Origin of the sequence: Paraglaciecola sp. MB-3u-78, assembly GCF_002835935.1 — a bacterium.
GTDB lineage: Bacteria > Pseudomonadota > Gammaproteobacteria > Enterobacterales > Alteromonadaceae > Paraglaciecola.
The window spans coordinates 881,623-905,868 of record NZ_PJCF01000006.1; the positions used below are offsets into that span (position 1 = coordinate 881,623).

The window sequence follows — 24,246 nt, forward strand, 5'->3', positions numbered from 1 at the left end:
AATTAAGCTACCTATGTCGCATAAACCAGAGTGAGGTTCACTCACTACCTTACCTATGATTAAAGGAAATAGACATGACAGCGAAAATATACAACTTACTTTATACCTACAGTTTTTTAGTTTTGGCGCTAAATATTAGTATTTTGACTACAGGTAACGTGCAGGCAGAAGAGTTTTTCACTATTCAAAACGATGAATTACAACGTCCAACGGGCTATCGAGAGTGGGTATATGTGGGTACACCGCTGACTCCAAATGAACTGAATAATGGCAAAGCGGCTTTTCCAGAGTTTCATAATGTCTATATCGATCCTAAAAGTTGGTCACATTGGAAGAAAAAAGGTGAATTCAGAAATGGCACTATATTGATGAAAGAGTTAGTTGCCGTAGGCAGTAAAGCTGCTGTGAGTGGACAGGGTTACTTTCAAGGGAATTTCTTAGGCCTAGAAGCCACTATAAAAAGTAAAAAACATTTTCCAAATGAACCGGGAAACTGGGGCTACTATAGCTTTTCAACACTCGACCATAGCAGCCTAAATAAAACCGCCAAGGCCTTTCCAGCAGCGTCGTGTAACGCTTGTCATGCCGCATCGGCGGCAGACGATTTTGTCTTCACCCAATATTATCCGATTTTAAGTGCAGGTAAAGCAAAGGGTAAGGAGGCTACAGGTGGCGTATCTTCTGATCTTACAATGCAGGAATAAAACTATGAATATTACCCTTAAGGCTATTGTAACTAGTACCTTGATGCTCAGTATCTATGGCTCACATGTCCTGGCGAAAGAGTCATTCTCAACTAATGTAGACAATCAAGGTAACATCACATTACCAAATAACGTTAGAAATGAAATGGTGCACTTGGGGTCGTGGTTTGTGCCAGAAGGCGGTGCAAGTGGTTTTCATGACGTTTATACCGAAAAGGCGAGTGTTGAGTATTATAGGATAAACAACAAGTTTCCTGACGGGGCAACTATTGTCAAAGAGCTCCGCGCTTCGCACGCTGGCACCTATACTACGGGTGAAAATGTCAACTATGCCAACAATGTTCTAAAGCAATGGTTTGTAATGGTCAAAGATAGTGAAGGGCGTTTTGCTAATAACCCGCTTTGGGGGGACGGTTGGGGTTGGGCACTTTATAAGCCTGATATAAAAGAAGGAGGCAAATTCAAGAATGTAGCGACTGATTACAAAACTGATTGTTTAGGCTGCCATATACCAGCCAAACAGAATGATTGGATATATACAGAGGCTTATCCAATCCTGAATACGGAGAGATAAGTATGGCAATTTCTAAATTAAGGAAGCTGGGTTGTTGATTTAACTTATCGACATGACCGCATGTTGTGTCGATAAAATTGAACTTTATAAACACAATTTCTATACATTATTCAGCGCTTACGTATAGTTAATACCGTTTTCTTAACCATTTGCATTAGACCTTTATTTACGGCCACAACGCAGCACGGCGTATATGGCCAATCATACAATCAAACTGATCCACTGTGGGAAGATCACCCATTGTGAACATTATTCTTAGTGTTCCTTAAAAAAACAAAACCCGCTTTAAAAGCGGGTTCCAAAAACTTATGTCCAGTTTCAAACTTTAATATGCTCACACAACAACAGGTAACCTAAAGTAAACAGTTATTCAACAGTTACACTTTTTGCTAAGTTTCTAGGTTGATCCACATCAGTGCCTTTTATGACTGCTACATAATATGACAACAGTTGAAGTGGTAGGGTGTAGATAATCGGAGCGATAGCCGCTTCACAATGTGGAACATTGATCACGCGCATAGTATCGTCACTTTTGAAATTGGCTTTTTTGTCAGCGAAGACATACATAATGCCACCGCGTGCGCGGACTTCTTCTACATTTGATTTAAGTTTTTCTAGTAGTTCATTATTTGGTGCGACCACTATGACGGGCATTTCGTCGTCGATTAATGCTAATGGCCCATGTTTAAGTTCACCTGATGCGTAGGCTTCAGCATGAATGTACGAAATTTCTTTGAGTTTAAGGGCTCCTTCCATCGCTATGGGGTATTGATCGCCTCTACCTAAAAACAAGCTGTGATGTTTATCAGCAAATTCTTTGGCCAGTTCTTTTATTGCATCGGTTAACGTCAGTGTTTCTTCTAACTTAGCGGGTAGGCTATGTAGCGCTTTCACTATGTGGTCATGGTCTGTTTGACGCATGTCGTTGTGTTGGCCAATGGCTAGGGTCAACATTAAAAAACCGGTAAGTTGAGTCGTAAATGCCTTGGTGGAGGCAACCCCAATTTCTGCCCCAGCTAGGGTCATAAAGGCCAAGTCTGATTCTCTTACTAGTGATGAGCCGGGCACGTTACAGATAGTTAAACTTGCTGAGTAACCTTGTTGTTTGGCAAGCCTAAGTGCAGCGAGTGTGTCTGCTGTTTCACCGGATTGTGAGATAGTGATAATTAAACTATTGGGATGCACAAAGGATTTTCGGTAGCGAAATTCTGAGGCAATTTCGACATTACAGGATACATTGGCATATTGTTCTAACCAGTAACGTGCTGTCATGCCTGAATGATAACTAGTACCGCATGCGATAATTTGCACATGTTTGATACCGGCTAGTATTTTGTCGGCACCATGGCCAAATATATTTGGGCTGATGCCGGTTTCATTTAACCGACCATGAAGAGTATTACGAATAACACTTGGCTGTTCGTGGATTTCTTTTAGCATATAGTGGCGATAACCACCTTTATCACCTGCATCGTGTTCTACATCTGACTCAACAACTTCACGTTCTACTGGTGCGCCTGTTTGGTCGTAAACCTTAATGCTAGTGCGGGAAATTTCGGCAACATCCCCTTCTTCTAAAAACATAAAACGGCGAGTAACAGGCAATAATGCCATTTGGTCTGAGGCGATAAAGTTTTCGCCTATGCCTAAGCCAATGACTAATGGGCTGCCAGATCGGGCGACAATGATCCGCTCTGGATCCTGTTTATCCATAATCACCGTACCGTATGCACCGTGAAACTTAGTGACAGAGTTTTGTACCGCTTTGAGTAAATTACCACATCTATCAAGTTCTAAATGAACCTGATGAGCAATGGTTTCAGTGTCTGTGTCTGAACTAAAGCCGTAACCTGCTTGGGTGAGTTCTTCACGCAATGTTTGGTAGTTTTCGATGATACCGTTGTGAACAACAGCTATACGTTCAGATGAAAAATGTGGATGGGCGTTGGCTTCGGTTACTCCACCATGGGTCGCCCATCGTGTATGAGCTATACCGGTTGCACCTTTAACAGGTTGCTCTTTTAACGCTTGTGCCAGCTCTTTTACTTTACCTATGCGTCTGGTACGGGTGAGATTGCCTTGGCTATCTAATAGAGCAACGCCGGCCGAGTCGTATCCTCGATATTCTAGGCGTCGTAAACCTTCTAATAATATTTCAACTACATTACGTTCGGCAATCGCCCCTACAATCCCACACATATTAAGCTCCAATCTCTGTTGACTTGGCACAGATAACGTCTACGCCCTGTTGTTCAATTTGTTGTTTTACATCAGCTGATATTTTATCGTCAGTTACTAGAACCGAAATTGCACTCCATGGCAACTCTACATTCGGTATTTTTCTTTGGAATTTTTCAGACTCGGCCATAACAATCACTTGATTGCATACCTTGGCCATTGTTTGGCTTAGTTGTGTTAATTCGTTAAACGTGGTGGTGCCTTTTTGCGGGTCCAAGCCAGCCGCGCCAATAAAAGCTTGATCAAAGTTATATTCATTCAGCACCAGTTCTGCCATTTTACCTTGGAAAGAATGGGATTGAGTGTCCCATGTACCCCCGGTCATTAATACTTTGGGTTCGTTTTCCCGCTCTAATAAATAGCTGGCCACTTGCAGTGAGTTAGTCATCACCAACAAACCTGTCTTATGTTTTAATTCAGGTAACAATGCTGCAGTAGTGCTGCCACTGTCTATAATGATTCGATTGTGATCTTTGATTAAAGAAGCTGCGGCGGCAGCGATAGCTTTTTTGTGGGGGGATACCTTTTCATCTGACAGTTCAGAGGCACTGGTTGGCAGCAAAATAGCCCCACCAAACTTTCTTAGCAGCAGCCCATTGCTTTCAAGTTCGACAAAATCTTTACGAATGGTGACTTCTGAAGTTGAGAACAGCTTAGCTAATTCATCAACCGCTACTTCACCGGTAAGATTGAGTTGCTCGATGATTCCACGTCTTCTTTGTTGGGTATTACGTTTTTGCATGAATTAGAATAAGTTTCGATTTGAAATTTATTCTAATTCTAATCTTACGAAATACAAGTTATTTTTGTTTTTAAAAATATAAACGAAGATTTAAGGCAGCAATTAGGTGTTAAAACATGCATAGATACTATATGTAAGTTAGTGATTGTAAACCTTGTGTGTATTGACTAAACGGTAAAACGTTGCCTGAGCGTAATCTTCAGGCAGGCCAGTACTATTTTGATTGTAGACACCGGCTTTGAAATGCATGTATTGATTTCTTTTGTTGTAACCACTGTCTTGCATATCCACTATATGAGTCATGTCGTCTTTTCCCTCTCGACTTAAGGTGACGGTCAAAATATCGCCTTTTACATCAATGATGTAACTGAATTTTTCATTAAGAGCGATACCATCCTCTGGATCTTTTGCGTTACTGGCGCCTGTTATTATTGCAATTATTTTAAGGGAAGCGGCACGTCTTAACCAGAGTTCAAGTTAGTTAACAGTAAACGCTAAAATACCAACTAGCTGTAGCTAGGATTATTTAAAAATTGGATTACCGACTTTCTTAGGCGCTCCTGCATCTGAAGTAACGCCTAAGTGTCATTGAAGTGAAATTTTGGTTGAGATTACTTCTTCACTGGCCTTTGCCAGCCATCTACATTCCGTTGTTTGGCTCTAGCAATGGCTAACTCATTATCTGCGACTTCTTTAGTGATAATTGAACCTGCACCCACAGTGGCATTTTTACCAATACTGGCGGGAGCAACTAATGCGCTATTTGAACCTATAAATGCTCCATCGCCTATGATGGTTTTGAATTTATTTACACCATCGTAATTACACGTAATGGTACCAGCGCCAATGTTGGCACCTTCGCCTACTACTGTATCGCCAAGGTAGGTAAGATGATTCGCTTTAGAGCCCTTACCTAAGATGGTTTTTTTCATTTCAACAAAGTTGCCTACACGGGATTGTTCCTTTAATACTGTTCCCTGGCGCAGCCTAGCATAGGGGCCTACACTACAATGCTGGCCAACTATGGCTTGCTCTAATATTGAATTGGCATGAATAATCGCGTTATCTTCGATGATGCAGTCTATTAAGATACAGTTGGCACCGATGGAGACGTTTGAACCAATTTTCACTTTACCCTCGACGATGACATTGACATCTATTGTGATATCTTGGCCAACCTCTATTTCACCTCTTAAGTCAAAGCGTAATGGATCTAATAATGACACGCCTTGCAGCATTAGCGCTTCAGCTTTTTCGGCTTGGTAGGCTCGTTCGATTGACGCAAGTTGCACTCTATTATTTATCCCTTCTACTTCAATGGCACAAGAGGGCTGTGAAGCATGAATAGATTTGCCTTCTTTGGCGGCCATTTCAATCACGTCAGTTAAATAAAATTCGCCCTGAGCATTATTATTGTTTAGAGCGGACAACCAACGCTTTAGGTCTTTGCCTCCCATAATCATCATGCCAGTGTTGGTTTCTTTGATTTGACGCTGTTGTTGTGACGCATCTTTGTGTTCAACAATGGCGATGACTTGTTCTCCTTGTCTGATGATCCGCCCCATTCCAGTGGGATCTTCTAGCTCTACGGTAAGCAAAGCGAGGTCGGCATCTTTTTTCACGGCTATTAATTGCTGCAATGTTGATTCTTTTATCAACGGTGCATCACCTACCAATATCAGCACGTCTTCATTATCTTGAATATGAGGAGCGGCTTGTTGCACTGCGTGGCCGGTACCTAATTGTTGCTCTTGTAGACACCAAGATAAATCATTGTGACTGAGCTTATTTTGCAACTGTTCACGTCCGTGGCCATACACTAAGTGGATATTGTTGGCACCCAATTTTTTTACTGTATCAATGATATGTTGAACCATGGGTTTGCCACCAATGGGGTGCAATACCTTAGGCAAAGAAGATTTCATTCTAGTGCCTTTGCCTGCTGCTAAAACTACTACTGAAAAAGTCATTCAATTTCCTTTAAAAGTGAGATGCCTGTTGTCCAATGATGCGACATCTTAGACATTAGCCCATTCTACTTATTTGCTAATGTACTGTCAGTAATAACAATTGGGTTAACGAATATTCTAAAAATGCTGTGTAGACATAAAAAAGTATCAGAATAGTCATTCTAATATTAAAACTTCTGATGGTTTTTAATCATTATTAAAAATAAAGTGCATGGTTGATTACTCTAAAGACCATTCTCCGTTATGATATAAAACATTGCCTATGTGGCATTTGTTGTCGGAAAACAGATTTGATAAATTAAGAGCAGGGCTGCCCGTGAATATTTTTCGTACATTACATCGAAGTATCTTAATGCTGTTTGCGGTGGTTGTGGTATCTATTGTCACCTTAGTTCATATCAGTGTCTCGAAAATAGTGGCCGAGCAAAGTAGAGCGCAACAAAAATCTCATTCTCCGGCATTACAATTGATTGTTGAACAGCTCATGCAGCCTCTACATATTTCACAGACACTGGCTAAAGCAAAAGAGCTCAAAGATTTAATGACCAGCCCTAAGGATAATGAGGAGCAAATATTTGCGACTCTGAAACGCCTGAATCAGGAATTTTCATTAAACTTCTTCATTGCTAGTGAGATCAGCCGTACCCAATATGATTCACAAGGAACAAAAATTGATCTGATTGAAGGGAAAGTTGATTGGTATTTCAGATACAAAGCCCAGCCTGAAGATGCTATGGCCGATATTGGACAATGGCAAAACCCTCAATTTTATATCGATTTAAAAATTTACGATGATGAAAATAATTTTCTTGGGGTATTCGGTGTAGGTAAAAGCCTCAATGCATTTACCCAGGTATTTAATGAATACAAACAGTCCTACGGATATGATTTTATCTTTGTTGATCAGAATAAGGATATTACCCTGACATCTGATCCTGAGTTATTAATCAAAGGTGTAACCTTTAAAAACCTAGCCGACCTACCGTGGTTTCAAACCTTAAATCCAGAACAACAACAAGGCTCATTAAATAATTTATTATTAAAAATTAACGGTCAAGAAGCACTTATAGCAGAACTTAATATTCAGCCATTTGACTGGACCTTGTACATTATTACTCCCCTTCAATCTCGACAAACTGAGATAAGTCGTGGTTTTATCATTAGCATAGTGACCTTGCTAGCAGTGATATTTGGTTTGTTTTTATTGATATACAACTTGTTGTACTACTTCAAAAAAGACATTCAAAAAATCAAACAAATTGACATCCTAACCGAACTGGCAAATCGAAGTAACACTACCTTAAAGTTTGAAGAACTGATGTTTGAGAAGCAATCGATTAGCTTGGTGTTAATTGATTTAGATAATTTTATGTCTATTAATGAAACTCACGGTAGGAAAGCAGGCGATATCGTTCTGCGACAAGTTGCGCATATGTTGCAACATGATATTCGTGAAAAAGATATTTTAGGTCGCTGGGGTGGGTCAGAATTTATCTTATTGATGCCTGATACTGGTCCCCACGAAGCGGTCGAAGTCTGTCAGGAGTTATGTAAAAAGTTGGCTGCTATGACCATCACCACTGGCACGACATCTATCCAAATAACAGGTAGCTTCGGAGTGTCTTTTACCGCCACGCCGCGGACTATGTCAGAAGTTATTTCGGCGGCAGATGACGCCTTATTTTCCGCCAAGCGTGATGGTAGAAACATGGTCAGGATGCAGTTAATTGATTCTGAATAACTCACACTGAGTGTTTGATTAGATGCCACTTTTTTCCAACTCTAAGAGACCTGCTTTGATTGATGTACCCCATGCATAGCCCGTTAACTTGCCATTACTACCGATAACACGGTGACAAGGAACAACAATGGTCAGGGGGTTACGTCCATTGGCTGCACCTACAGCCCTCACTGCCTTTGGGTTGTCTATCGCTTTTGCAATATCTGCATAACTGCAGGTTTGCCCATATTCGATAGTGGTCAGTTGTCTCCAAACTTGATGCTGAAAATCAGTGCCTTTCGCGTTTAAGTTTAAATTAAACTGAGTCCTGTTACCTGCAAAATATTCTTTTAATTGTTTAATAGCTTGTTGAGTATGTAAACACTTACTTATGGCCTTACACTTCTGTTGTACAAAACCTATTGAGCTAATACCATCTTGGTCGGCACAAACCTCTAAAATGCCAAACTGGGTATCCAAATACTCGATAAAATGATTATTGTCAGTCACGCCATACTCCAAAGTTGAAATGTTAGGTAACTTCGCCATGGACGCGCTAACTCCGCATCTATTTTTAATTTCGCCAGTTGTTTTTTAACAATCAAGTCAGTATTGAGCCATATGTCGGGAGAAGATTGTCCACGCATTTTGGCATAGTCTACAGTCCAAGGTCCTATGCCTTTTATATTTAACCAATCATCTACTGATGAATCTGATGAATGAACATTATGTTGCGCTAATAGCCGCAAGGTTTGTTTGCGGCTATGAGGGATTTTGAGAAAACTAAGCTCACTATTTGCAATCGCTTCAGGTGTCGGAAAATACACCTTGTCACCTTCTGTTACGCCTAATTCCTTTGTTAATTGGGATAATAGGCTAATGGCCGCTTTGACGGATATTTGTTGACCAAGAATGGCACGACAGCCAGCTTCAAATGTATCCCAAACACCAGGTATTCTTAATCCCGTCACCATAGTGTCTTCTGGGACTCCGCATCTTATTAATTGAGTTTGGATAGTGTTGGTATCTGCGTTGAGATCAAACACTCGTTCAATATTCGTTAAAACAGTCGTCAGTTTTTCGATATTAAGTAGGCTTATTTCCACCTTTAAATAATGTGTATTCTGAACAGCTGAGACCCTAAACCAGCCTTTATCTTTTCCAATAACAAAGGTTCTCGAATAACAATTTGCTGTGACATTTTCGACGCCTTGAATCACCCTTAAAGCCAGGAACGATTGCATATGTTGCCAATTAAAAGGTGGCCGAAAGGCTAACTTAAGACTAATAAGCTCGCCTTGTTTGTTGTTACTCTGCTTTATTTGTTGGGGTGTTAAGCCCGTCACTTTTTTAAAATTATGTTGTAAACGTCTAGCACTAGAAAAACCACTGGCATGGGCAATATGTTCAATGGGTAAGTTGCTTTCGTGAAGTAGTTTTTTAGCAAATAAAACCTTATCAAATAACTGGTATTGTTTTGGACTTAAGCCTAAATGCTGCTGAAAAAGCTGACGAAAATAGCGAGTGGTTATACCTAATTTAGTGGCGATTTCTTGAATTTTTAATTCTTTATTTTGTCTCAGTAAACGCATTGCCCTCTGAACAGTGGTATTCACGCCTTGCCATGCGTAAGAGTGAGGGGCGCTGTCAGGCCTGCAACGTAAACAAGGTCGATAGCCAGCTAACATGGCTTGTTGTGCTAACTGAAAGTATTCGACATTTTTTTCAAGAGGGGTATTAGCAGGGCAAATTGGTCGACAAAAAATATGGGTGGTTTTAACCGCTATAAAAAATGAGCCATCAAAACGTGGGTCTCTTGATAGCCTAGCTTGTTGATAGTCAGGGTTCATTATTTTGTGCTTTGCTGCCTGTGATATACTCATTCTAACGATTTATATGAAGTGGGTGCGACAAAAACGGCAGTCAATCGTTATTCTGCTGTGTGTTGCATGAACAATTCATAATGATGGTTGATCCTAAGTACCTTCAAAGAGGATAATAGTCAGTGTTGGCTAAACGTCGCTTAGTCGACTCAATCTAATAATAGGAATAATGTGGCTTCTTTTGTTTATATAATGACGGTTTTTTTGGACATGCTGACCAAACCTATGCAACTTCACCTGTTCCATGTTTAAGTCTTTTATAGGATTTCTACTATTTTTAAGCTTATGCAGCCAGCAGAGTATTGCTGCAGATAAATGGTTGAAAGAATTTGCACAAGATATTCAACAAAAAGCGCAAAAAAAGAACTTACCTGGATATACCTTTGCTTATATAGAAAAAGGTAAACCTGCTTCGGTGGTGGTGTATGGCAAAGAAAGCAAGTCAGGCAATCCTATTGCTATAGATACTGTATTTAGATTGGCCTCAGTATCAAAAACATTTACTTCTATGTTAATGGCTAAATATGTAGCACAAAATCAGTTGGACTGGCAAATTCCGGTGGCGCAATTGGTGCCAGAATTCTCTCACACAAAAGGGAAAGCCGGCGAGTTGGTATTACAACATGTTATTGGTCAATCTAGTGGTTATACACCTAATGCTTATGACAATTTAATTGAAGCGAATTATTCAGTTAAGCGAGTGCTCACTATGCTTTCAACGCTTAAGCCATTGTGTCAGCCAGGGCAATGTTATACTTATCAAAACACCTTGTTTGCAGTGGTAGATGGATATTTTGAGCAACATCATTCTTCTTATGGGCAGGCCTTAACTCAGACTTTAATTAAGCCATTAAACATGCCTCATGCCAGTGTGGGTAAAGCGGGTCTAGAGTCATCTGCCAAGTGGGCAAGACCTCATGTAGCCATTTCAAAAAATCGCTGGCGCTCGACTAAAGTACGAGATGACTATTACAGATATTCTCCTGCCGCTGGGGTAAATGCGAGTATGCGGGATATGGTTATTTGGATGCACGCACTTTTGGGTGAGGCGCCAAGAGTCGTCTCTGCTGAGTTGATTTCACAGGTGACCACTCCGCTGACGAAAAGTAAAAAAGAAGTGTACCGACGTCAATGGCGTAAATTTTTGTCGGATGCTCACTATGGATTAGGCTGGCGTATCTATGATTTTGCAGGGCATACCCTTAATTATCACGGTGGTTGGGTACAGGGTTACCGCGCAGATATCGCATTTTCTCCTGAATATGGGGTGGGTTATGTGATGTTAATGAATGCAGAGTCCAACTTAATCAATGAGTTTACCCCTGATTTTTGGGCCCGCTGTTTTAAGCATTTAGAGCAAATTAGCTTAGTTGCTGGCGCAATCAAACCAGCACCTAACACTATCCAACAAAAATAAGTGCTAGGTGTTAGATGCTGGGAGTTCAGTGCTAGGTTTTTAAGTAGGTATAACCCTTAAGACAATCTTCATAGAAGTCTGTCCATTTTACTCCTTCTCTGGGTTTCATTTGCCCTTTGGCAACATGTACGTCAATCATTTTTTTCATGCTTTTGGCCATCGCACTTGGGTGGTATTGCATGATTGATAACACATCTTCAACCGAGGAACCCTTGACCATTTCTTCAATGTAAAAGCCTTGGGGATCCTCGTCATCACTAAATATATGCACTTCATTTAAGCGACCAAACAAGTTATGCATGTCGCCCATTACATCTTGATAAGCACCGGTTAAAAATAATCCCAAATGATAATCTTCACCCGGATTTAGGTTATGCATGGGAACTACATTTGAAATACCTTGTTCGCTAATAAATTGATCTAATTTCCCATCGCTATCACAAGTAATATCTACTAAAGAGCAATTGATGGTGGGTTTTTCGTTCATTCTGGTGAGTGGCACCACGGGTAGTATTTGATCTATTGCCCATGTGTCGGCAGCGGATTGAAATACTGAAAAGTTACATAGATATTGAGATGACAACGTATAGTCAATCTCCTGCATTTCTTCTGGAACAAATTCGGCGTCTTTGATACGAAACTGTACTTTTCCCATAATTTGCCAGTATAACGTTTCAATTTTGGCGAGTTCTTCTAGTGATATTACCCGCAACTTAAATGCTTGTAACGCTTGCTCTTTAAACTGCGAGGCGTCATTAAATATTTCTTGTAGGTTGTCTTGGGTATCAATAATTTCTGTTAGTTCTCGCATATCGCTAACTAAGAAATGTTCACCATCCACTGAGAGTGTGGCGACGCCGGATCCATGTGCTTTTATCTCACCCACCACCTCGGTGACTACGCAACTATGATGGGCAGTGATGGCTCTGCCACTTTCGCTCACTAATGTTGGGTGGGGCACATTTTCTAAATCGCACACTTGTTTCATGCCATATACAATATCAGCCACATATTCTTGCATACTGTAGTTGCGCGATGAGTCATTTGTCGACTGGCTGCCATCATAATCAATGCCTAGTCCGCCCCCAACGTCAACGTATTCTAATTTAAAGCCCATTCTGTGAAGCTCAGAGTAGATCATTGCGCCTTCTGTGATGGATTCTTTTACCGCACGAATGTCGGTTAGCTGGCTGCCAATATGAAAATGCAATAGTTTTAAACAATCCGCCATACCGTGTTGGTCAAGGTAGCGGGCTGCATTGATTATTTCACTGATGGTTAAGCCAAATTTAGCTCGATCACCACCAGAGCTTTCCCATTTTCCTCGACCTTTTACTGTCATCTTGGAACGGACGCCAACTATTGGCATTATATCCAGCTCTTTAGCCGTTTTTACCAGCAGGATAAGTTCTGAATACTTCTCAATGACCACAATTGTTTTTCGACCTAACTTGCGACTTAACAGAGCTAACTGCATAAACTCTTGGTCTTTGTATCCATTGAGTATGGTGAGTGACTCTGTATTAGTATTCAGCGCCATCACTGTCAAAAGTTCAGCCTTTGACCCAGCTTCGAGACCATAATTAAAGGCCGCGCCGGCGTCGACTATTTCTTCTACTACTTCCCGCATCTGGTTTACTTTTATAGGGTATACACCCATATATTCGCCTTGGTACTCAGCATCTTTAACCGTCTGTTGAAACGTTTGATTCAGCAATGCCACCTGCGATCGAAGAATGTCATGAAACCTCACCACCACTGGAAATTGAATGCCTTCTTGTTTGATTTCTTCTACAACTGCTTTGAAATCAATTCGCCTATCTGTATTTGATGGATCGGGCGTAACCTGTAGATTGCCATTTTGACCAATTTCAAAATAGCCTGCGCCCCAACGTTTTACCCGGTAGATATTTTCCGAGTCATCAATGGTCCACTTTTTAGTTCTTGGCATAATATATTTCTGTCTATCAAAAGGGTTTAAACGCGCGCGGATTATAATGAACAACAATTGTGCTGGCTAGCATCATTGTTGTTATTAAACTAAAAGTAATGATGCGGATCCTAAAAACACAAAAAAGCCAACCACATCAGTCACTGTCGTTAGTATTACGGAGCCCGCAAGGGCAGGATCAATACCCATTTTATCGAGTAATACGGGGATCACTATGCCTGCAATGGCAGCAATAAGCATATTGATAATTAAAGCCACCGCAATAATGGCAGACAGCCATGGGTTATCAAACCACAGGGAAGTAATTGCCGAAACAACTAAAGCCCAAAGTAGGCCATTGAAAAAGGCAACTAAGACTTCTTTGTTCCCAAGAGCCCTTAGATTAGATGTAGCCAATTGTCCTGTGGCTAACCCCCTAATGGTTAAGGTGAGTGTTTGACTCCCAGTAATGCCACCCATGCTTGCCACAATGGGCATAAGCACTGCTAATGCGACGACTTGTGCAACCACTTCATCGAATATGCCAATGACAATGGAAGCGGCAAAAGCGGTTAATAGATTAATCCCCAACCATACTGCCCGGCGTCTTGAACTTGTAAACACAGGTGCAAATAAGTCTTCGTCACTTACGCGGCCCATATGTGACAATTGCGCTTCATAATATTCTTGGTATACGTCAATCGCATCTTTAACAGAAAAACGTCCCAGTAATCGTCCTTCCTTAGTGATAACAGGCAACATTGAGCGACCACTGCTTTTGACTGCTTCAGAAGCTTCAAATAGTTCTAAGTCTGCCGCTAATACGTTATCTGAAAACTCAGCCACCTGAATAAGTGGGGTGCTGGCTTTACACGTAAATAACTGATTAATATCAACTTGCCCTAAATAGTGGCCTGTGTCGTCTACGACTAAAATACTATCGGTATAGGCCGGTAGGGCCTCCATTTTTAATTCTTCTAGTAATTCACCTACAGACACGCTTTTATTGGCTGTGTACACATCATAGTTAACGTAACGACCGAGTTGTTCATCGGAGTAGTTTAGTGCCTCTTCGATTAGGCCTGACTCTTGAGGGTTAAGCTTCTTAATTAATCCTTTAGCTACTCGATTGGGGAGTGCATCAAGTATTTCGACTAAGTGTTCTGTGGTACTGGCAAGGGCAAGGTCTTCAATATTTTGATTCGATAGCAACGACATAAGTTGCTCACGAGAATCGTCGCGCATGGCAGCCAGTATTGGTGACTTTTTATCTTCACTGAGTGTTTGCCACAACTCAAATCGTAGATCTTTAGGCAGCCCTTCAAATACAAAAGCCCAATCTTCAGAGGAGAAATCTCTGGCACTAATAGGCACCGCCACTTGACCTTCATTAAGTCGGTCAAGTAACCATAAAAATGCACTTTCCCGTTGTTCTTGACTGACCATTTTAATCTCCTTAATCACTAACCCATATGGTATCGATAAAAGATAAGTTCGCCATAGTGATTTATTAGATTATTGGTGTATCTTATATGCAGCATACAATGCCAAAGCAAATATCAATTCCTTGTAGCCTTAATCCCACTCAAGAAAATGCTTTTAAACTAATCACCAGAGAAGTAGATATGCAAGACAGAGAAACCAATCCAACCCCAAGCACTGAAGACACAACACATAAATTAGAGTTGAGATATCTTACCCTCGACGATTATGCTGATGTGAAGGAATTAATGGACGTCGTTTATCTTCAAGTAGGAGGAGCATGGCCACTAAAAAACTATCAGGCACAACTTAATACTTTTCCAGAAGGACAGATTTGTATTGAGGACAAAGGTAAAGTAGTTGCAGCAGCTATTTCGGTCATCGTTGATTATGAGAAATTTGGTGACAAACATACTTATGATGAAATTACTGGCGATGCTTATTTAGGTACGCATGATCCAAAAGGTGATGTGTTATATGGCGTGGATATTTTTGTATCGCCAGAATATAGGGGCCTTAGATTGGGCCGTCGTTTGTACGAAGCGAGAAAAGAACTGTGTAAAAACCTTAACTTAAAGTCAATTATGGCTGGTGGGCGAATACCCAATTATGCTAAACACGCCGCTACAATGACACCCTATGAATATATCGAGGCAGTGAAGTCTAAAGATTTATTCGACCCTATCCTAACGTTTCAGATATCAAACGGTTTTGAGGTTAAACAAATACTCAAAGCATATCTACCAGAAGACAAAGCCTCGATGGGTTACGCCACACTATTGCAATGGCATAACATTTATTATAACGCTGAATCTCCTAAGCTTTTTGGTGGACACAGAAATACTGCGCGAATTGGTTGTATACAATGGCAAATGCGGTATTTTCATGATGTCGCAGAATTGTTGCAACAAGCTGAATATTTCATTGATGCTCTTTCAGATTACAAATGTGATGTAGCACTTTTCCCTGAGTTTTTTAATGCGCCGCTTATGGGCATCAAACCCGCTGAAACATCAATCGATGCAATATGGAACTTAGCGACTTATAGCGATGAGATCTTAACTGAAATGTCTCGGTTGGCGGTGTCATATAATATCAACGTGATAGTGGGGTCAATGCCTGTTGTTAAGGATGATGAGTTATATAACATCAGTTATCTATGTCATCGTGATGGTCAAATTGATTGCCAATATAAGTTGCATCCAACACCTCATGAGAAGAAGGATTGGATCATGCAGGGTGGCGACAAACTTCAAGCCTTCGATACTGACTTTGGTAAAATTGGTATTCTGATTTGTTACGATGTTGAGTTCCCAGAATTAGGTAGAATTTTAGCCGATCAAGAAATCCAAATACTCTTTATACCTTTCTGGACTGACACTAAAAATGGCTACCTGAGAGTGAGAATATGTGCACAGGCAAGGGCTATCGAAAATGAATGTTATGTGGCTATTGCTGGTAGTGTGGGTAATCTTCCCAAGGTAGATAATGTGGATATTCAGTATGGACAATCCGCTGTTTTCTCACCTTCTGACTTTGCTTTTCCACATGATGCCATAGTGTCAGAAACCACACCCAACACAGAAATGACGTTAATTGTTGACTTGGATTTGGATAGGTTGACACAACTTCGCAATGAAGGCTCAGTCAGAAATTATCTCGATAGAAGACGTGACTTGTACAAAGTAAATTGGACTGGGCAGTAAGTGGGCGCTCACACCAATAAATAATGTGTTAAAAATGCCGTATTTAGTACGGCATTTTTTTATCAAAAAATTGATATTTAAATGGTTACCATTCAGTTGTTCTAAAAGTATTCGAGTTAATGTTTTAAACCGACTGGTATTGAAAAACTTCATCGATGGACTGGCCAAATACTTCAGCAATTTTAAAGGCCACCTCAAGAGTTGGTGAGTACTTACATTTTTCGATGGCCATGATCGTTTGCCGTGTTACTCCAACCAATTCTGCAAGCTCCTGTTGCGTCATTTCTTCAGCAAAAAAACGCAACTCGCGGATTTTATTTTTGATAGGAAGGGTAGCCAAGTTAGTCACACCTTCTGTAATAATAAAGTTGTGCATAAAATCTAACTACTTCAGAAAAGATGAAACTGAATAACAAAATATGCGCAGTCAAAAGTGGAAATTTTAGTACCTTAGAGTGTGCAATAAACTCTGAGTTTATTTCCAGTAAAACGATCCACCCTAATGAAATAAATACGCCTATAGCCAATTCTGTATAACCAAAATTGTTACCTTTATATGCGAATAATGTATCTTTCATCAGCTCCAAACTCTGCTGCTTTAGCGACATCTTCAGGCAGCCCGCCTAAAGATATTACATTTAAAAAATAGTCACCAAAAATTAGTAATGTACTAGGGGCTGTTGACCTTTCATATATCACCGAGATTTTCCTCAAAATGTGCTTAATCAAGGCGAAATCTGTTAAGTTTGGCCATCCAAATAAACAGGTTTCAATGCAGAGTAAGTGCGTTTTGAGGAAAACCCTTCGGGTCGGTAACCGAGTTATGGGCCATTTATTCGCCTACCTTCGTTGTTCATCTTTCGTTTAGAGTGGCTAAACTTCAAGACGAACGCCTGGGTATGCAAATAAATTACCTCAGTCTCGGCTGACATATGAAAGGTCAACAGTCCCTAATGAAATCCAAATACTTTTCTCTCTAAAAGACATATTCATAAAACCCCCTCTTTGTTAATAACAATGAGAGTATTGTAAAGCTAACTCTATGTAAAATATTTTTAACATAAAGTTTGTAATTATATACACCATGTCTATTTTAATTATCTTTCATTCACCAATGTCTTCATTCCAAAGCTGTGGTTTGGTGTTGATGAAGTTTTTCATTAAGTTGATACATTGCTGGTTTTGCAGTACCTCGATAGAAATACCTCTAGACTTGAGTAAGACTTCTTCACCCATGAAAGTGTAATTTTCACCAATGACTACATGGCTTATGCCATATAAAATTATTGCCCCCGAACACATTGCGCAAGGTGACAATGTTGTGTAAATAATTGACTCTCGATAGGTCTGTGCAGATTGACGACCCGCATTTTCAAATGCGTCCATTTCACCATGCAAAATGGGGCTACCGCTTTGGACTCTTCGATTGTGACCACGACCGATAATTTTGTTGTTATGCACGATCACTGACCCGATAGGGATCCCACCTTCGGCTAAACCTTTTTGAGCTTCTTCGATTGCAGCTTCCATAAATTTGTCCATGACATTCCTTAAATATTGGTTCAGTGTTGGTTAATAGACTGGGAAGTAAATAATCTGAGCCTAACTCTTTAAGTGCTTTTTGGGTCTTCGATGTTTAAGTTAAGCATAAATTCAGATCATTAGAATTGTGTTGTTAAAAAGAAACACTTTGTTTTCATTGTCAGTACTTTTACAAAAACCATGCACAATCATTATATAAAAAAGCAATCCTAGAGCTACCTTATACCCCACAACACTTTTTGAATTTTTTGCCACTACCACAATTACAGGTATCATTTCGATTAAGTTTAGGGACAGTGGATTGAGTAATAGGTTTATTTAAAATAGTGTCTAGCTCAATAGTATTTTCTTGTTCATTTGCATTAACTTTGATATTTGCAACAAGTGAATTTTCTAATAAAATCTGCTCAATTTCTTTTTCCCGCTGCACTGAATTGACTCGTAACGTTAGCGGAAAATTTGCGCTACCTAATTTCACATGTCTGTTGGTGTTATAACCAAATCGTTGATATTTTTCTCGCACTTCAATGCGACCTTTGAAAAAAACATTATGCATTATTTGATCCTAATATAGTGAGGGCTAGATCATAGCGGGATAAGTGTAAGACACTACTTAAAGCTGTCATTTGCGTACCTTCATTTTATTGAAAGGCTGTAATTCATATTTGATTAAGGTTAACTCTAATAGGATACTTGTCATTCTTGTATCTTATTGATAAATGATCATGTTTAGAGTTATTTTTTTAGGAATTATATTTTTCAGTTCATTCAGTTATGCAAACCATCCTTTCAACGTTTTCATAAAACGAGAGTTTAATGAGACCGATTCTATTATTGGTTTTGGAGCAACGGCGTCAATTGGCTCTCCAAACAGTTTGCTTAAAGGTGAGCTTATTTCATCCTTTAATTATGCCGAAATCTTAGATGACACTGGTGAAATGCAAGATTTTTTGTCTCTAGATACCGGTGTAAGACTGGGCGTTTACGGTAAAGCCTTTATCTATATTGAGGCTGGTTTTGATACCTTAGAGTTGTTTTTGGATGATGTGCGAGATGATGACAATTTCTACGATCCCCAAGAAAACAACCAGATAGATGGTTATGCTGGTTTAGGCGCAGGGATAAATGCAGAAAATGTCCGGATAGAAGGCTTTGTCAAGGCTCGTCAAATTGATGGTGATTATTGGGACAGCGATAAACAAATTTTTTACGGACTACAATTTTCTTTGTTTTTTTAACCTACCTCATGTACCCAAACCACTTTAGTAACCCGCACAAAAGGAACGGCTGGGCAGTCCACTACTGGTAGACGCCGATTCAGAAGGTGGTCGACATTCAGTCATTGATGCGCTCAAGTCGTTCTGAAACGCACGTTTTGTGATGGCTTGGACATTTTTGCATAAAATAATGATTGTTCTTCTTATAATTTAGCCAACTACATCTGGTAAATAAACAGCTAGAACACTCATTTAAAATAATGTGGGATATTCAGATTGTTAGACAATGTAAATATCCCCGTCATCAACCTTTAATAAGAATATTTATCTAAGATATTTTGGTAGATTTCACTATTCTTCACTTCTGCTAATTGTGTATTAAAGTCACTAAGTTGTTCTTGTGTCACACTCTTTTGACTGAACATCACATAAGCATTTCCGGTTTGTATGGTGATACCATGAGCAACGATGTAATTAGATAATGCTTTACGCCGCAGTAATGCAGCACCAACGAAACTATCCTCAAAATATCCGTCTATATCTTCATCCAGAAGTCTAGCAACATTGAGTTCGCCCATAATAGCACTGACGAAATATTTAGATGTTTCAGCACTATCTAACAACATTGATACATCTGGGCCATAAAAATAATCCTCAACTATGCCTATTCGACTGCCTTTTTGAATAAACTCAGACAGAGTCTTATAGCCCGCCCGCACTTTATCGCCTTTACGAATGTAAAGAGAAAATTCCTCCATTCGATATGCATCACTAAAAAGCGCAAACTCTTCCCTTGCCTCGGTTTTTGACGCGCCAAGCAGTATATCTACGTCACCCTGTTTTAAAGCCATCAACAATTCAACCCAAGTGCCTTGTTGATAGGTCAGTTGGCATCCCATGCCTTTCACCACAGCCGCAACTAACTCGATATCTAAACCTGCGACTCGCTCGCCAACATCTACATATTGATAAGGTTCCCATGCATCAAATCCAAGAACGAATTGGCAGGTTTTGTCGGGTATCTGTTCCTCCGTTGGGATGATTGTTTCGGCAACAGCAACTGGCGTTGATTTGGTTTGTTCAATGGGTGGTTGAGGGTTACATGCACTCACAATAAAAGATAAAAGTAGTAGTAAAAACAAATAGTTAATTTTCATGGTTTCTGCTCCTTAAATTTCTTACTAAGTGTAATTTAGTATTTGAATTTTGCGAGCCGATTAACCTTTTATTAATATCACGCTTTTTTTGATTCAGATGCTGCAACTTATCTCTTGACCTTAGATGATACTCTAAGCCTTATGCTAGTATTGTTATAAATAGAAGGAGGGTGCATGAAAATAAGTGATTTGGCAGAGCGTTCTGGTATTAGCGCGCATACATTGCGTTATTACGAAAAAACAGGGCTGTTTAGTGCCTCCCAACGCAGTGCAAGTAACTACCGTATTTATTCACAAGATGATTTAACCACGGCTAAGTTTATTAAACGTAGCAAAGCATGCGGCTTTAGTTTGGCTGAAACCGCCACTTTATTGGCAATAAAACATGACAAAAGCCAGCATGTTTGTGCTGAAGCCAAGGTCATCACTAGCACCAAAATCACCGATATCAACCAACAAATTTCACAGCTACAGCAGATGCAAAAAACATTACAACAGCTAGAACGTTTTTGCTGTGGTGGTCAAGAAAGCACAGAGTTTTGCTCAATCATTGCTAGCTTAGAACAGGAATAAGTATATGGATCTTTTCTCAAATTTTGTCTTGCTCTTCACTGAATCAGCCCCTTTTTTACTATTAGGTATGTTTATCGCTGGAGTAATCAATCATTGGATCCCTCGCGCCTGGGTACAAAAAACATTAGGGGGTAACAGTTCAATAGTAACTGCAGCGCTTATTGGTGCGCCGCTTCCATTGTGTTCATGCTCTGTTATTCCCGTTGCAATCGGAATAAGGCGAAGCGGCGCGAGTAAAGCCAGCACCGCTAGCTTTTTGGTTGCCACACCTGAAACGGGTGTTGACTCGATAGGTATCACGTATGCATTAATGGGCCCAATTATGGCAATCGCTCGGCCCATTGCAGCAATCGCTTCTGCCCTAGTTGCAGGCTTCTTTGTTCTTTGGTTTGGTCGGCAAGATAATGTGCTTGAAAATGAACCCCAGGCCAAACCGACAAGCAGTTGCTGCCAAAAGACGAGTGTTGCACCGTCTACTATTTTTGAAAAAACAAAAGCTGTCTTTATATTTGGTTATGGCCAGTTATTACGAGATTTTATGCTGTGGTTTTTGGTGGGGATTTTCTTTGCTGCCCTTGTCACCACCTTAGTGCCTGAAGGATTTTTAACTCAGTATGCTCAAGGAATATGGGCTATGTTAGTTGTGGTTTTGATATCTATTCCTATGTACGTGTGCGCAACAGCTTCGACCCCCATTGCGGTTGGTTTATTGTTATCGGGCATTACGCCAGGTGCAGCGTTAGTGTTTATGTTGACGGGGCCAGCTACTAACATAGCCACTTTGATGGTGATTAAAAACGAATTGGGTAAACGGGAACTCGGTCTTTATTTATTTGCCATCATAAGCAGCGCATTAATTGCTGGGCTGATTTTGGATGTACTTTTTGAGCAGTTTGACTGGCAAATGCAAATATCCCAAGGTGAACATTCGGATATGGTGGGAGTGTTGTATCAAGGATGTGCCTTAGTGTTGGCTGGATTGATTGTTTATCAGCTTCAAAAAATGCTGATCCCTAAATTTTTTAAAACCAGTTCGGTATGATTTTTATCTTCCTGTCCGCACCATTCATTAAGTCTAATGATTAACAAAAGTAATGATTACTTACAAATAACATTCTGAATATCATTGTTGATAGTGTGTTGGTGATGTATAACACTGGTAACGCTATTGATGTATTTTTTTTGGGGTAATTAATGACAATTCATTGGAATGGGGATATCCCTATCTATATTCAGTTATACCAGCAGGTAATACAGCGCATTCTGGACGGCAACATTCAAGAAGGTGAAGCTTTACCCTCAGTTAGAAAAGTAGCCGTAGAATATCAACTCAATCCCGTCACTATTTCTAAGGCTTATCAGATGTTACAAGATGAACAATATGTTGAGAAACAGCGAGGCAAAGGGTTGTTTGTTAAGTCAGGTGCATCTCACAGCATATTAGAAAAAGAGCGAGCATCTTTTCTGTCCATTGAATGGCCACAGATTTTGCAGAAAATTTCACGGTTAAAGCTTTCTATTGAAGAGTTGCCGCGCACTACTAAGGAGCATCAATAATGTCAGCCATGATCTCGATTTCAGGATTACATAAGTCTTACAAAAATAAGCAGGTATTGAATGACGTTAATTTAACCCTAAGTGCCGGACAAATTTTAGGTTTAGTAGGGCCAAATGGTGCGGGTAAAACGACCTGCTTACAGGCGTTATTAGGTTTAACCACTTATGACGGTGACATAGATGTTTTAGGATACAATCCCAGTAAAAGCAGGGAGAAAATGCTGGTTGATGTAGCATATATCGCCGACGTTGCTGTTTTGCCAAAGTGGATACAAGTCGATCAAGCACTGACTTATATGCAAGGGGTACACCCCAACTTTGATCGACAAAAAGCCGCAGCGTTTTTAGCTAAAACCAATATACCTGCAACAGCTAAAGTAAAAACCTTATCCAAAGGTATGGTGACACAATTGCACTTAGCTTTAATTTTAGCCGTTGATGCAAAAATACTGATTTTGGATGAACCCACACTTGGCTTAGATATTTTGACCCGTCGTCAATTCTATGCACATTTATTGGAAGATTTTTATGACGCAGATAAATGCATCATAGTCACCACTCACCAAATTGAAGAAATAGAACATATTCTGACCGACGCCGCATTTATACGAGACGGTAGGATTGTATTAGACCAGAGCGTGGACGATATTCGTATTCGGTTTAAATTGGTCGCAGTTGACAATGCACATCTCGAACAAGCCAAAACTCATAATCCACTCTATACCAATAGCATGATGGGGATCACTAGCATGTTATTTGATAATGTTGACCCAGCGATCCTCGCCACTTTAGGCAAGGTGAGTGCTCCCACATTGGCTGATATTTTTGTCGGAATGATGACGAAGGAGACTATCCTATGAACAGTTCACAAATCATCACTAGTTTTAGAAAAGAAATATGGGAATTTAAAAAAACGTTATTTTGGGTGCCACTCATCATCGCCGTTTTTATCATAGTTGCGCCATTGCTAAAGTTGATATTGATGGAAGATTACCAATCGGCTAAATGGTTAGATATTGTTACCAATGTAGATAATTTAGCGAATGTTGAGGGTTTCACACGTATATTCCTAACAGCCATTATGGGGATGTTTGTGCCATTTATTATGGTGTCGCTGATTATCCAGCTCTATTATTTTACGACTTGTTTGTTCGACGAAAGACGTGATTTATCCATTTATTTTTGGCGATCACTGCCTGTTTCAGATGTATTAAGTGTTGGCGTTAAGCTGATCACTGGGGCGTTAGTGGTACCAACAATATTTATGCTGGCAGCCACCTGTGTGGTGTTTGTTTTTCTATTATTTGCACTCATTGCTTGCTCGGTGTTGTCCCTAGGGTATGACGTATCTTTGTGGGGTCTATGGGGCAGTGCCGATATCATCAGCAACTTAACTGCTATATGGTTAAACTTGCTACCCTATGCATTGTGGATGTTTCCTGTCTTTGCATGGTTAATGTTAGCCTCGATGTTTGCCAACAAGGCTCCTTTTTTATGGGCCATATTACCCATAGCCGCCATATTGCTTATTGAGTCTTTTGTCGTGGAATATTTGCACCTTGATGGGGGCTTTTTCTTGAATACATTACGTGAATATTTTGCATTCGGCCAAGGTTTGTTCTCCAATAACAGTGGGAATATGGATTCACCTAGGTTCATGGTATTTTCGGCCTTGTCCTCAAAAATCAGTATAGTGGCAACACTAATAGGAGTGGGGTTGATGTATATTACTTACTGGTTAAGAGTAAACAGAAGTCACGTTTAACCTAGATTCCGCAGTTGAACTCGTGGGAAGAGTGGTAGCAAATGGTGTGACTGGCGTAGGGAAAAAATT

General features: G+C 40.1%; 23 protein-coding genes. 11 read left to right on the forward strand and 12 right to left on the reverse strand.

Annotated elements, in window-relative coordinates; all coding sequences use genetic code 11:
- Window positions 1-74: 74 nt before the first annotated feature.
- Window positions 75-704: a cytochrome P460 family protein gene (locus CXF95_RS18425; protein WP_101200019.1), complete on the forward strand. Its 630-nt coding sequence runs from the start codon at window positions 75-77 to the stop codon at window positions 702-704.
- Between the two features lie 4 nt (window positions 705-708).
- Window positions 709-1,278, forward strand: coding sequence for a cytochrome P460 family protein (locus tag CXF95_RS18430; RefSeq protein WP_101200020.1), 570 nt, complete (start codon window positions 709-711; stop codon window positions 1,276-1,278).
- 366 nt (window positions 1,279-1,644) lie between these two features.
- Here the strand turns inward: CXF95_RS18430 and glmS are convergent, their stop codons facing one another.
- The 4 genes from glmS to glmU form a co-directional block, all read right to left on the reverse strand.
- Window positions 1,645-3,477, reverse strand: coding sequence for a glutamine--fructose-6-phosphate transaminase (isomerizing) (glmS, locus tag CXF95_RS18435; protein ID WP_101200021.1), 1,833 nt, complete (start codon window positions 3,475-3,477; stop codon window positions 1,645-1,647).
- A gap of 1 nt (window position 3,478) precedes the next feature.
- Complete coding sequence (locus CXF95_RS18440; protein WP_101200022.1) at window positions 3,479-4,258, reverse strand: DeoR/GlpR family DNA-binding transcription regulator; 780 nt, start codon at window positions 4,256-4,258, stop codon at window positions 3,479-3,481.
- 138 nt (window positions 4,259-4,396) lie between these two features.
- A complete protein-coding gene (locus CXF95_RS18445; protein ID WP_101200023.1) occupies window positions 4,397-4,699 on the reverse strand; it encodes a polysaccharide lyase family 7 protein in 303 nt (100 codons plus the stop codon).
- A 170-nt stretch (window positions 4,700-4,869) separates the two neighbouring features.
- On the reverse strand, window positions 4,870-6,228 hold the full coding sequence (glmU, locus tag CXF95_RS18450) for a bifunctional UDP-N-acetylglucosamine diphosphorylase/glucosamine-1-phosphate N-acetyltransferase GlmU (RefSeq protein WP_101200024.1): 1,359 nt from the start codon (window positions 6,226-6,228) through the stop codon (window positions 4,870-4,872).
- 316 nt (window positions 6,229-6,544) lie between these two features.
- On the opposite strand from glmU, the gene CXF95_RS18455 reads away from it, so the two are divergent.
- The gene (locus CXF95_RS18455) at window positions 6,545-7,969 is read left to right on the forward strand and encodes a diguanylate cyclase (RefSeq protein ID WP_101200118.1); all 1,425 of its coding nucleotides are present in this window, start codon (window positions 6,545-6,547) and stop codon (window positions 7,967-7,969) included.
- 18 nt (window positions 7,970-7,987) lie between these two features.
- Here the strand turns inward: CXF95_RS18455 and CXF95_RS18460 are convergent, their stop codons facing one another.
- Both CXF95_RS18460 and CXF95_RS18465 read right to left on the reverse strand, forming a co-directional pair.
- On the reverse strand, window positions 7,988-8,497 hold the full coding sequence (locus CXF95_RS18460; RefSeq protein WP_101200025.1) for a methylated-DNA--[protein]-cysteine S-methyltransferase: 510 nt from the start codon (window positions 8,495-8,497) through the stop codon (window positions 7,988-7,990).
- Window positions 8,455-9,798, reverse strand: a complete 1,344-nt coding sequence (locus CXF95_RS18465) for a DNA-3-methyladenine glycosylase 2 family protein (RefSeq protein ID WP_101200026.1) — start codon at window positions 9,796-9,798, stop codon at window positions 8,455-8,457. The genes CXF95_RS18460 and CXF95_RS18465 overlap by 43 nt, the downstream gene beginning before the upstream one ends.
- A gap of 277 nt (window positions 9,799-10,075) precedes the next feature.
- Between CXF95_RS18465 and CXF95_RS18470 the strand changes: the two genes are divergently transcribed.
- A complete protein-coding gene (locus tag CXF95_RS18470) occupies window positions 10,076-11,248 on the forward strand; it encodes a serine hydrolase (RefSeq protein ID WP_101200027.1) in 1,173 nt (390 codons plus the stop codon).
- Window positions 11,249-11,279: 31 nt separating this feature from the next.
- Here CXF95_RS18470 and speA read toward each other — a convergent pair whose 3' ends face one another.
- Window positions 11,280-13,199, reverse strand: a complete 1,920-nt coding sequence (speA, locus tag CXF95_RS18475; RefSeq protein ID WP_101200028.1) for a biosynthetic arginine decarboxylase — start codon at window positions 13,197-13,199, stop codon at window positions 11,280-11,282.
- A gap of 84 nt (window positions 13,200-13,283) precedes the next feature.
- The gene (locus tag CXF95_RS18480) at window positions 13,284-14,624 is read right to left on the reverse strand and encodes a magnesium transporter (RefSeq protein ID WP_232787911.1); all 1,341 of its coding nucleotides are present in this window, start codon (window positions 14,622-14,624) and stop codon (window positions 13,284-13,286) included.
- A gap of 179 nt (window positions 14,625-14,803) precedes the next feature.
- Between CXF95_RS18480 and CXF95_RS18485 the strand changes: the two genes are divergently transcribed.
- A complete protein-coding gene (locus tag CXF95_RS18485; RefSeq protein WP_101200120.1) occupies window positions 14,804-16,366 on the forward strand; it encodes a bifunctional GNAT family N-acetyltransferase/carbon-nitrogen hydrolase family protein in 1,563 nt (520 codons plus the stop codon).
- Window positions 16,367-16,490: 124 nt separating this feature from the next.
- On the opposite strand, the gene CXF95_RS18490 is transcribed toward CXF95_RS18485, so the two are convergent.
- From CXF95_RS18490 to CXF95_RS18510, 3 genes are all read right to left on the reverse strand, one after another.
- Window positions 16,491-16,706, reverse strand: coding sequence for a helix-turn-helix transcriptional regulator (locus tag CXF95_RS18490; protein WP_007619665.1), 216 nt, complete (start codon window positions 16,704-16,706; stop codon window positions 16,491-16,493).
- A 764-nt stretch (window positions 16,707-17,470) separates the two neighbouring features.
- Window positions 17,471-17,908, reverse strand: a complete 438-nt coding sequence (locus CXF95_RS18505; protein WP_101200029.1) for a nucleoside deaminase — start codon at window positions 17,906-17,908, stop codon at window positions 17,471-17,473.
- 220 nt (window positions 17,909-18,128) lie between these two features.
- On the reverse strand, window positions 18,129-18,464 hold the full coding sequence (locus CXF95_RS18510; RefSeq protein ID WP_101200030.1) for a PBPRA1643 family SWIM/SEC-C metal-binding motif protein: 336 nt from the start codon (window positions 18,462-18,464) through the stop codon (window positions 18,129-18,131).
- A gap of 169 nt (window positions 18,465-18,633) precedes the next feature.
- Between CXF95_RS18510 and CXF95_RS18515 the strand changes: the two genes are divergently transcribed.
- The gene (locus CXF95_RS18515; protein ID WP_232787912.1) at window positions 18,634-19,146 is read left to right on the forward strand and encodes a hypothetical protein; all 513 of its coding nucleotides are present in this window, start codon (window positions 18,634-18,636) and stop codon (window positions 19,144-19,146) included.
- Between the two features lie 290 nt (window positions 19,147-19,436).
- Here CXF95_RS18515 and CXF95_RS18520 read toward each other — a convergent pair whose 3' ends face one another.
- Window positions 19,437-20,282: an ABC transporter substrate-binding protein gene (locus CXF95_RS18520; RefSeq protein WP_101200031.1), complete on the reverse strand. Its 846-nt coding sequence runs from the start codon at window positions 20,280-20,282 to the stop codon at window positions 19,437-19,439.
- Between the two features lie 174 nt (window positions 20,283-20,456).
- On the opposite strand from CXF95_RS18520, the gene zntR reads away from it, so the two are divergent.
- From zntR to CXF95_RS18545, 5 genes are all read left to right on the forward strand, one after another.
- Window positions 20,457-20,855 carry a Zn(2+)-responsive transcriptional regulator gene (zntR, locus tag CXF95_RS18525; RefSeq protein WP_101200032.1) on the forward strand — a complete coding sequence of 133 codons (399 nt, stop codon included), beginning with the start codon at window positions 20,457-20,459 and terminating at the stop codon, window positions 20,853-20,855.
- 4 nt (window positions 20,856-20,859) lie between these two features.
- Window positions 20,860-21,897 carry an SO_0444 family Cu/Zn efflux transporter gene (locus CXF95_RS18530; RefSeq protein ID WP_101200033.1) on the forward strand — a complete coding sequence of 346 codons (1,038 nt, stop codon included), beginning with the start codon at window positions 20,860-20,862 and terminating at the stop codon, window positions 21,895-21,897.
- Between the two features lie 152 nt (window positions 21,898-22,049).
- On the forward strand, window positions 22,050-22,412 hold the full coding sequence (locus CXF95_RS18535; RefSeq protein ID WP_101200034.1) for a GntR family transcriptional regulator: 363 nt from the start codon (window positions 22,050-22,052) through the stop codon (window positions 22,410-22,412).
- Window positions 22,412-23,272 (forward strand): ABC transporter ATP-binding protein, encoded by an 861-nt coding sequence (locus CXF95_RS18540; RefSeq protein WP_101200035.1) that lies wholly within the window; start codon window positions 22,412-22,414, stop codon window positions 23,270-23,272. The genes CXF95_RS18535 and CXF95_RS18540 overlap by 1 nt, the downstream gene beginning before the upstream one ends.
- On the forward strand, window positions 23,269-24,177 hold the full coding sequence (locus CXF95_RS18545; protein WP_101200036.1) for a hypothetical protein: 909 nt from the start codon (window positions 23,269-23,271) through the stop codon (window positions 24,175-24,177). Before CXF95_RS18540 ends, CXF95_RS18545 begins: the two co-directional genes overlap by 4 nt.
- Window positions 24,178-24,246 lie beyond the last annotated feature (69 nt).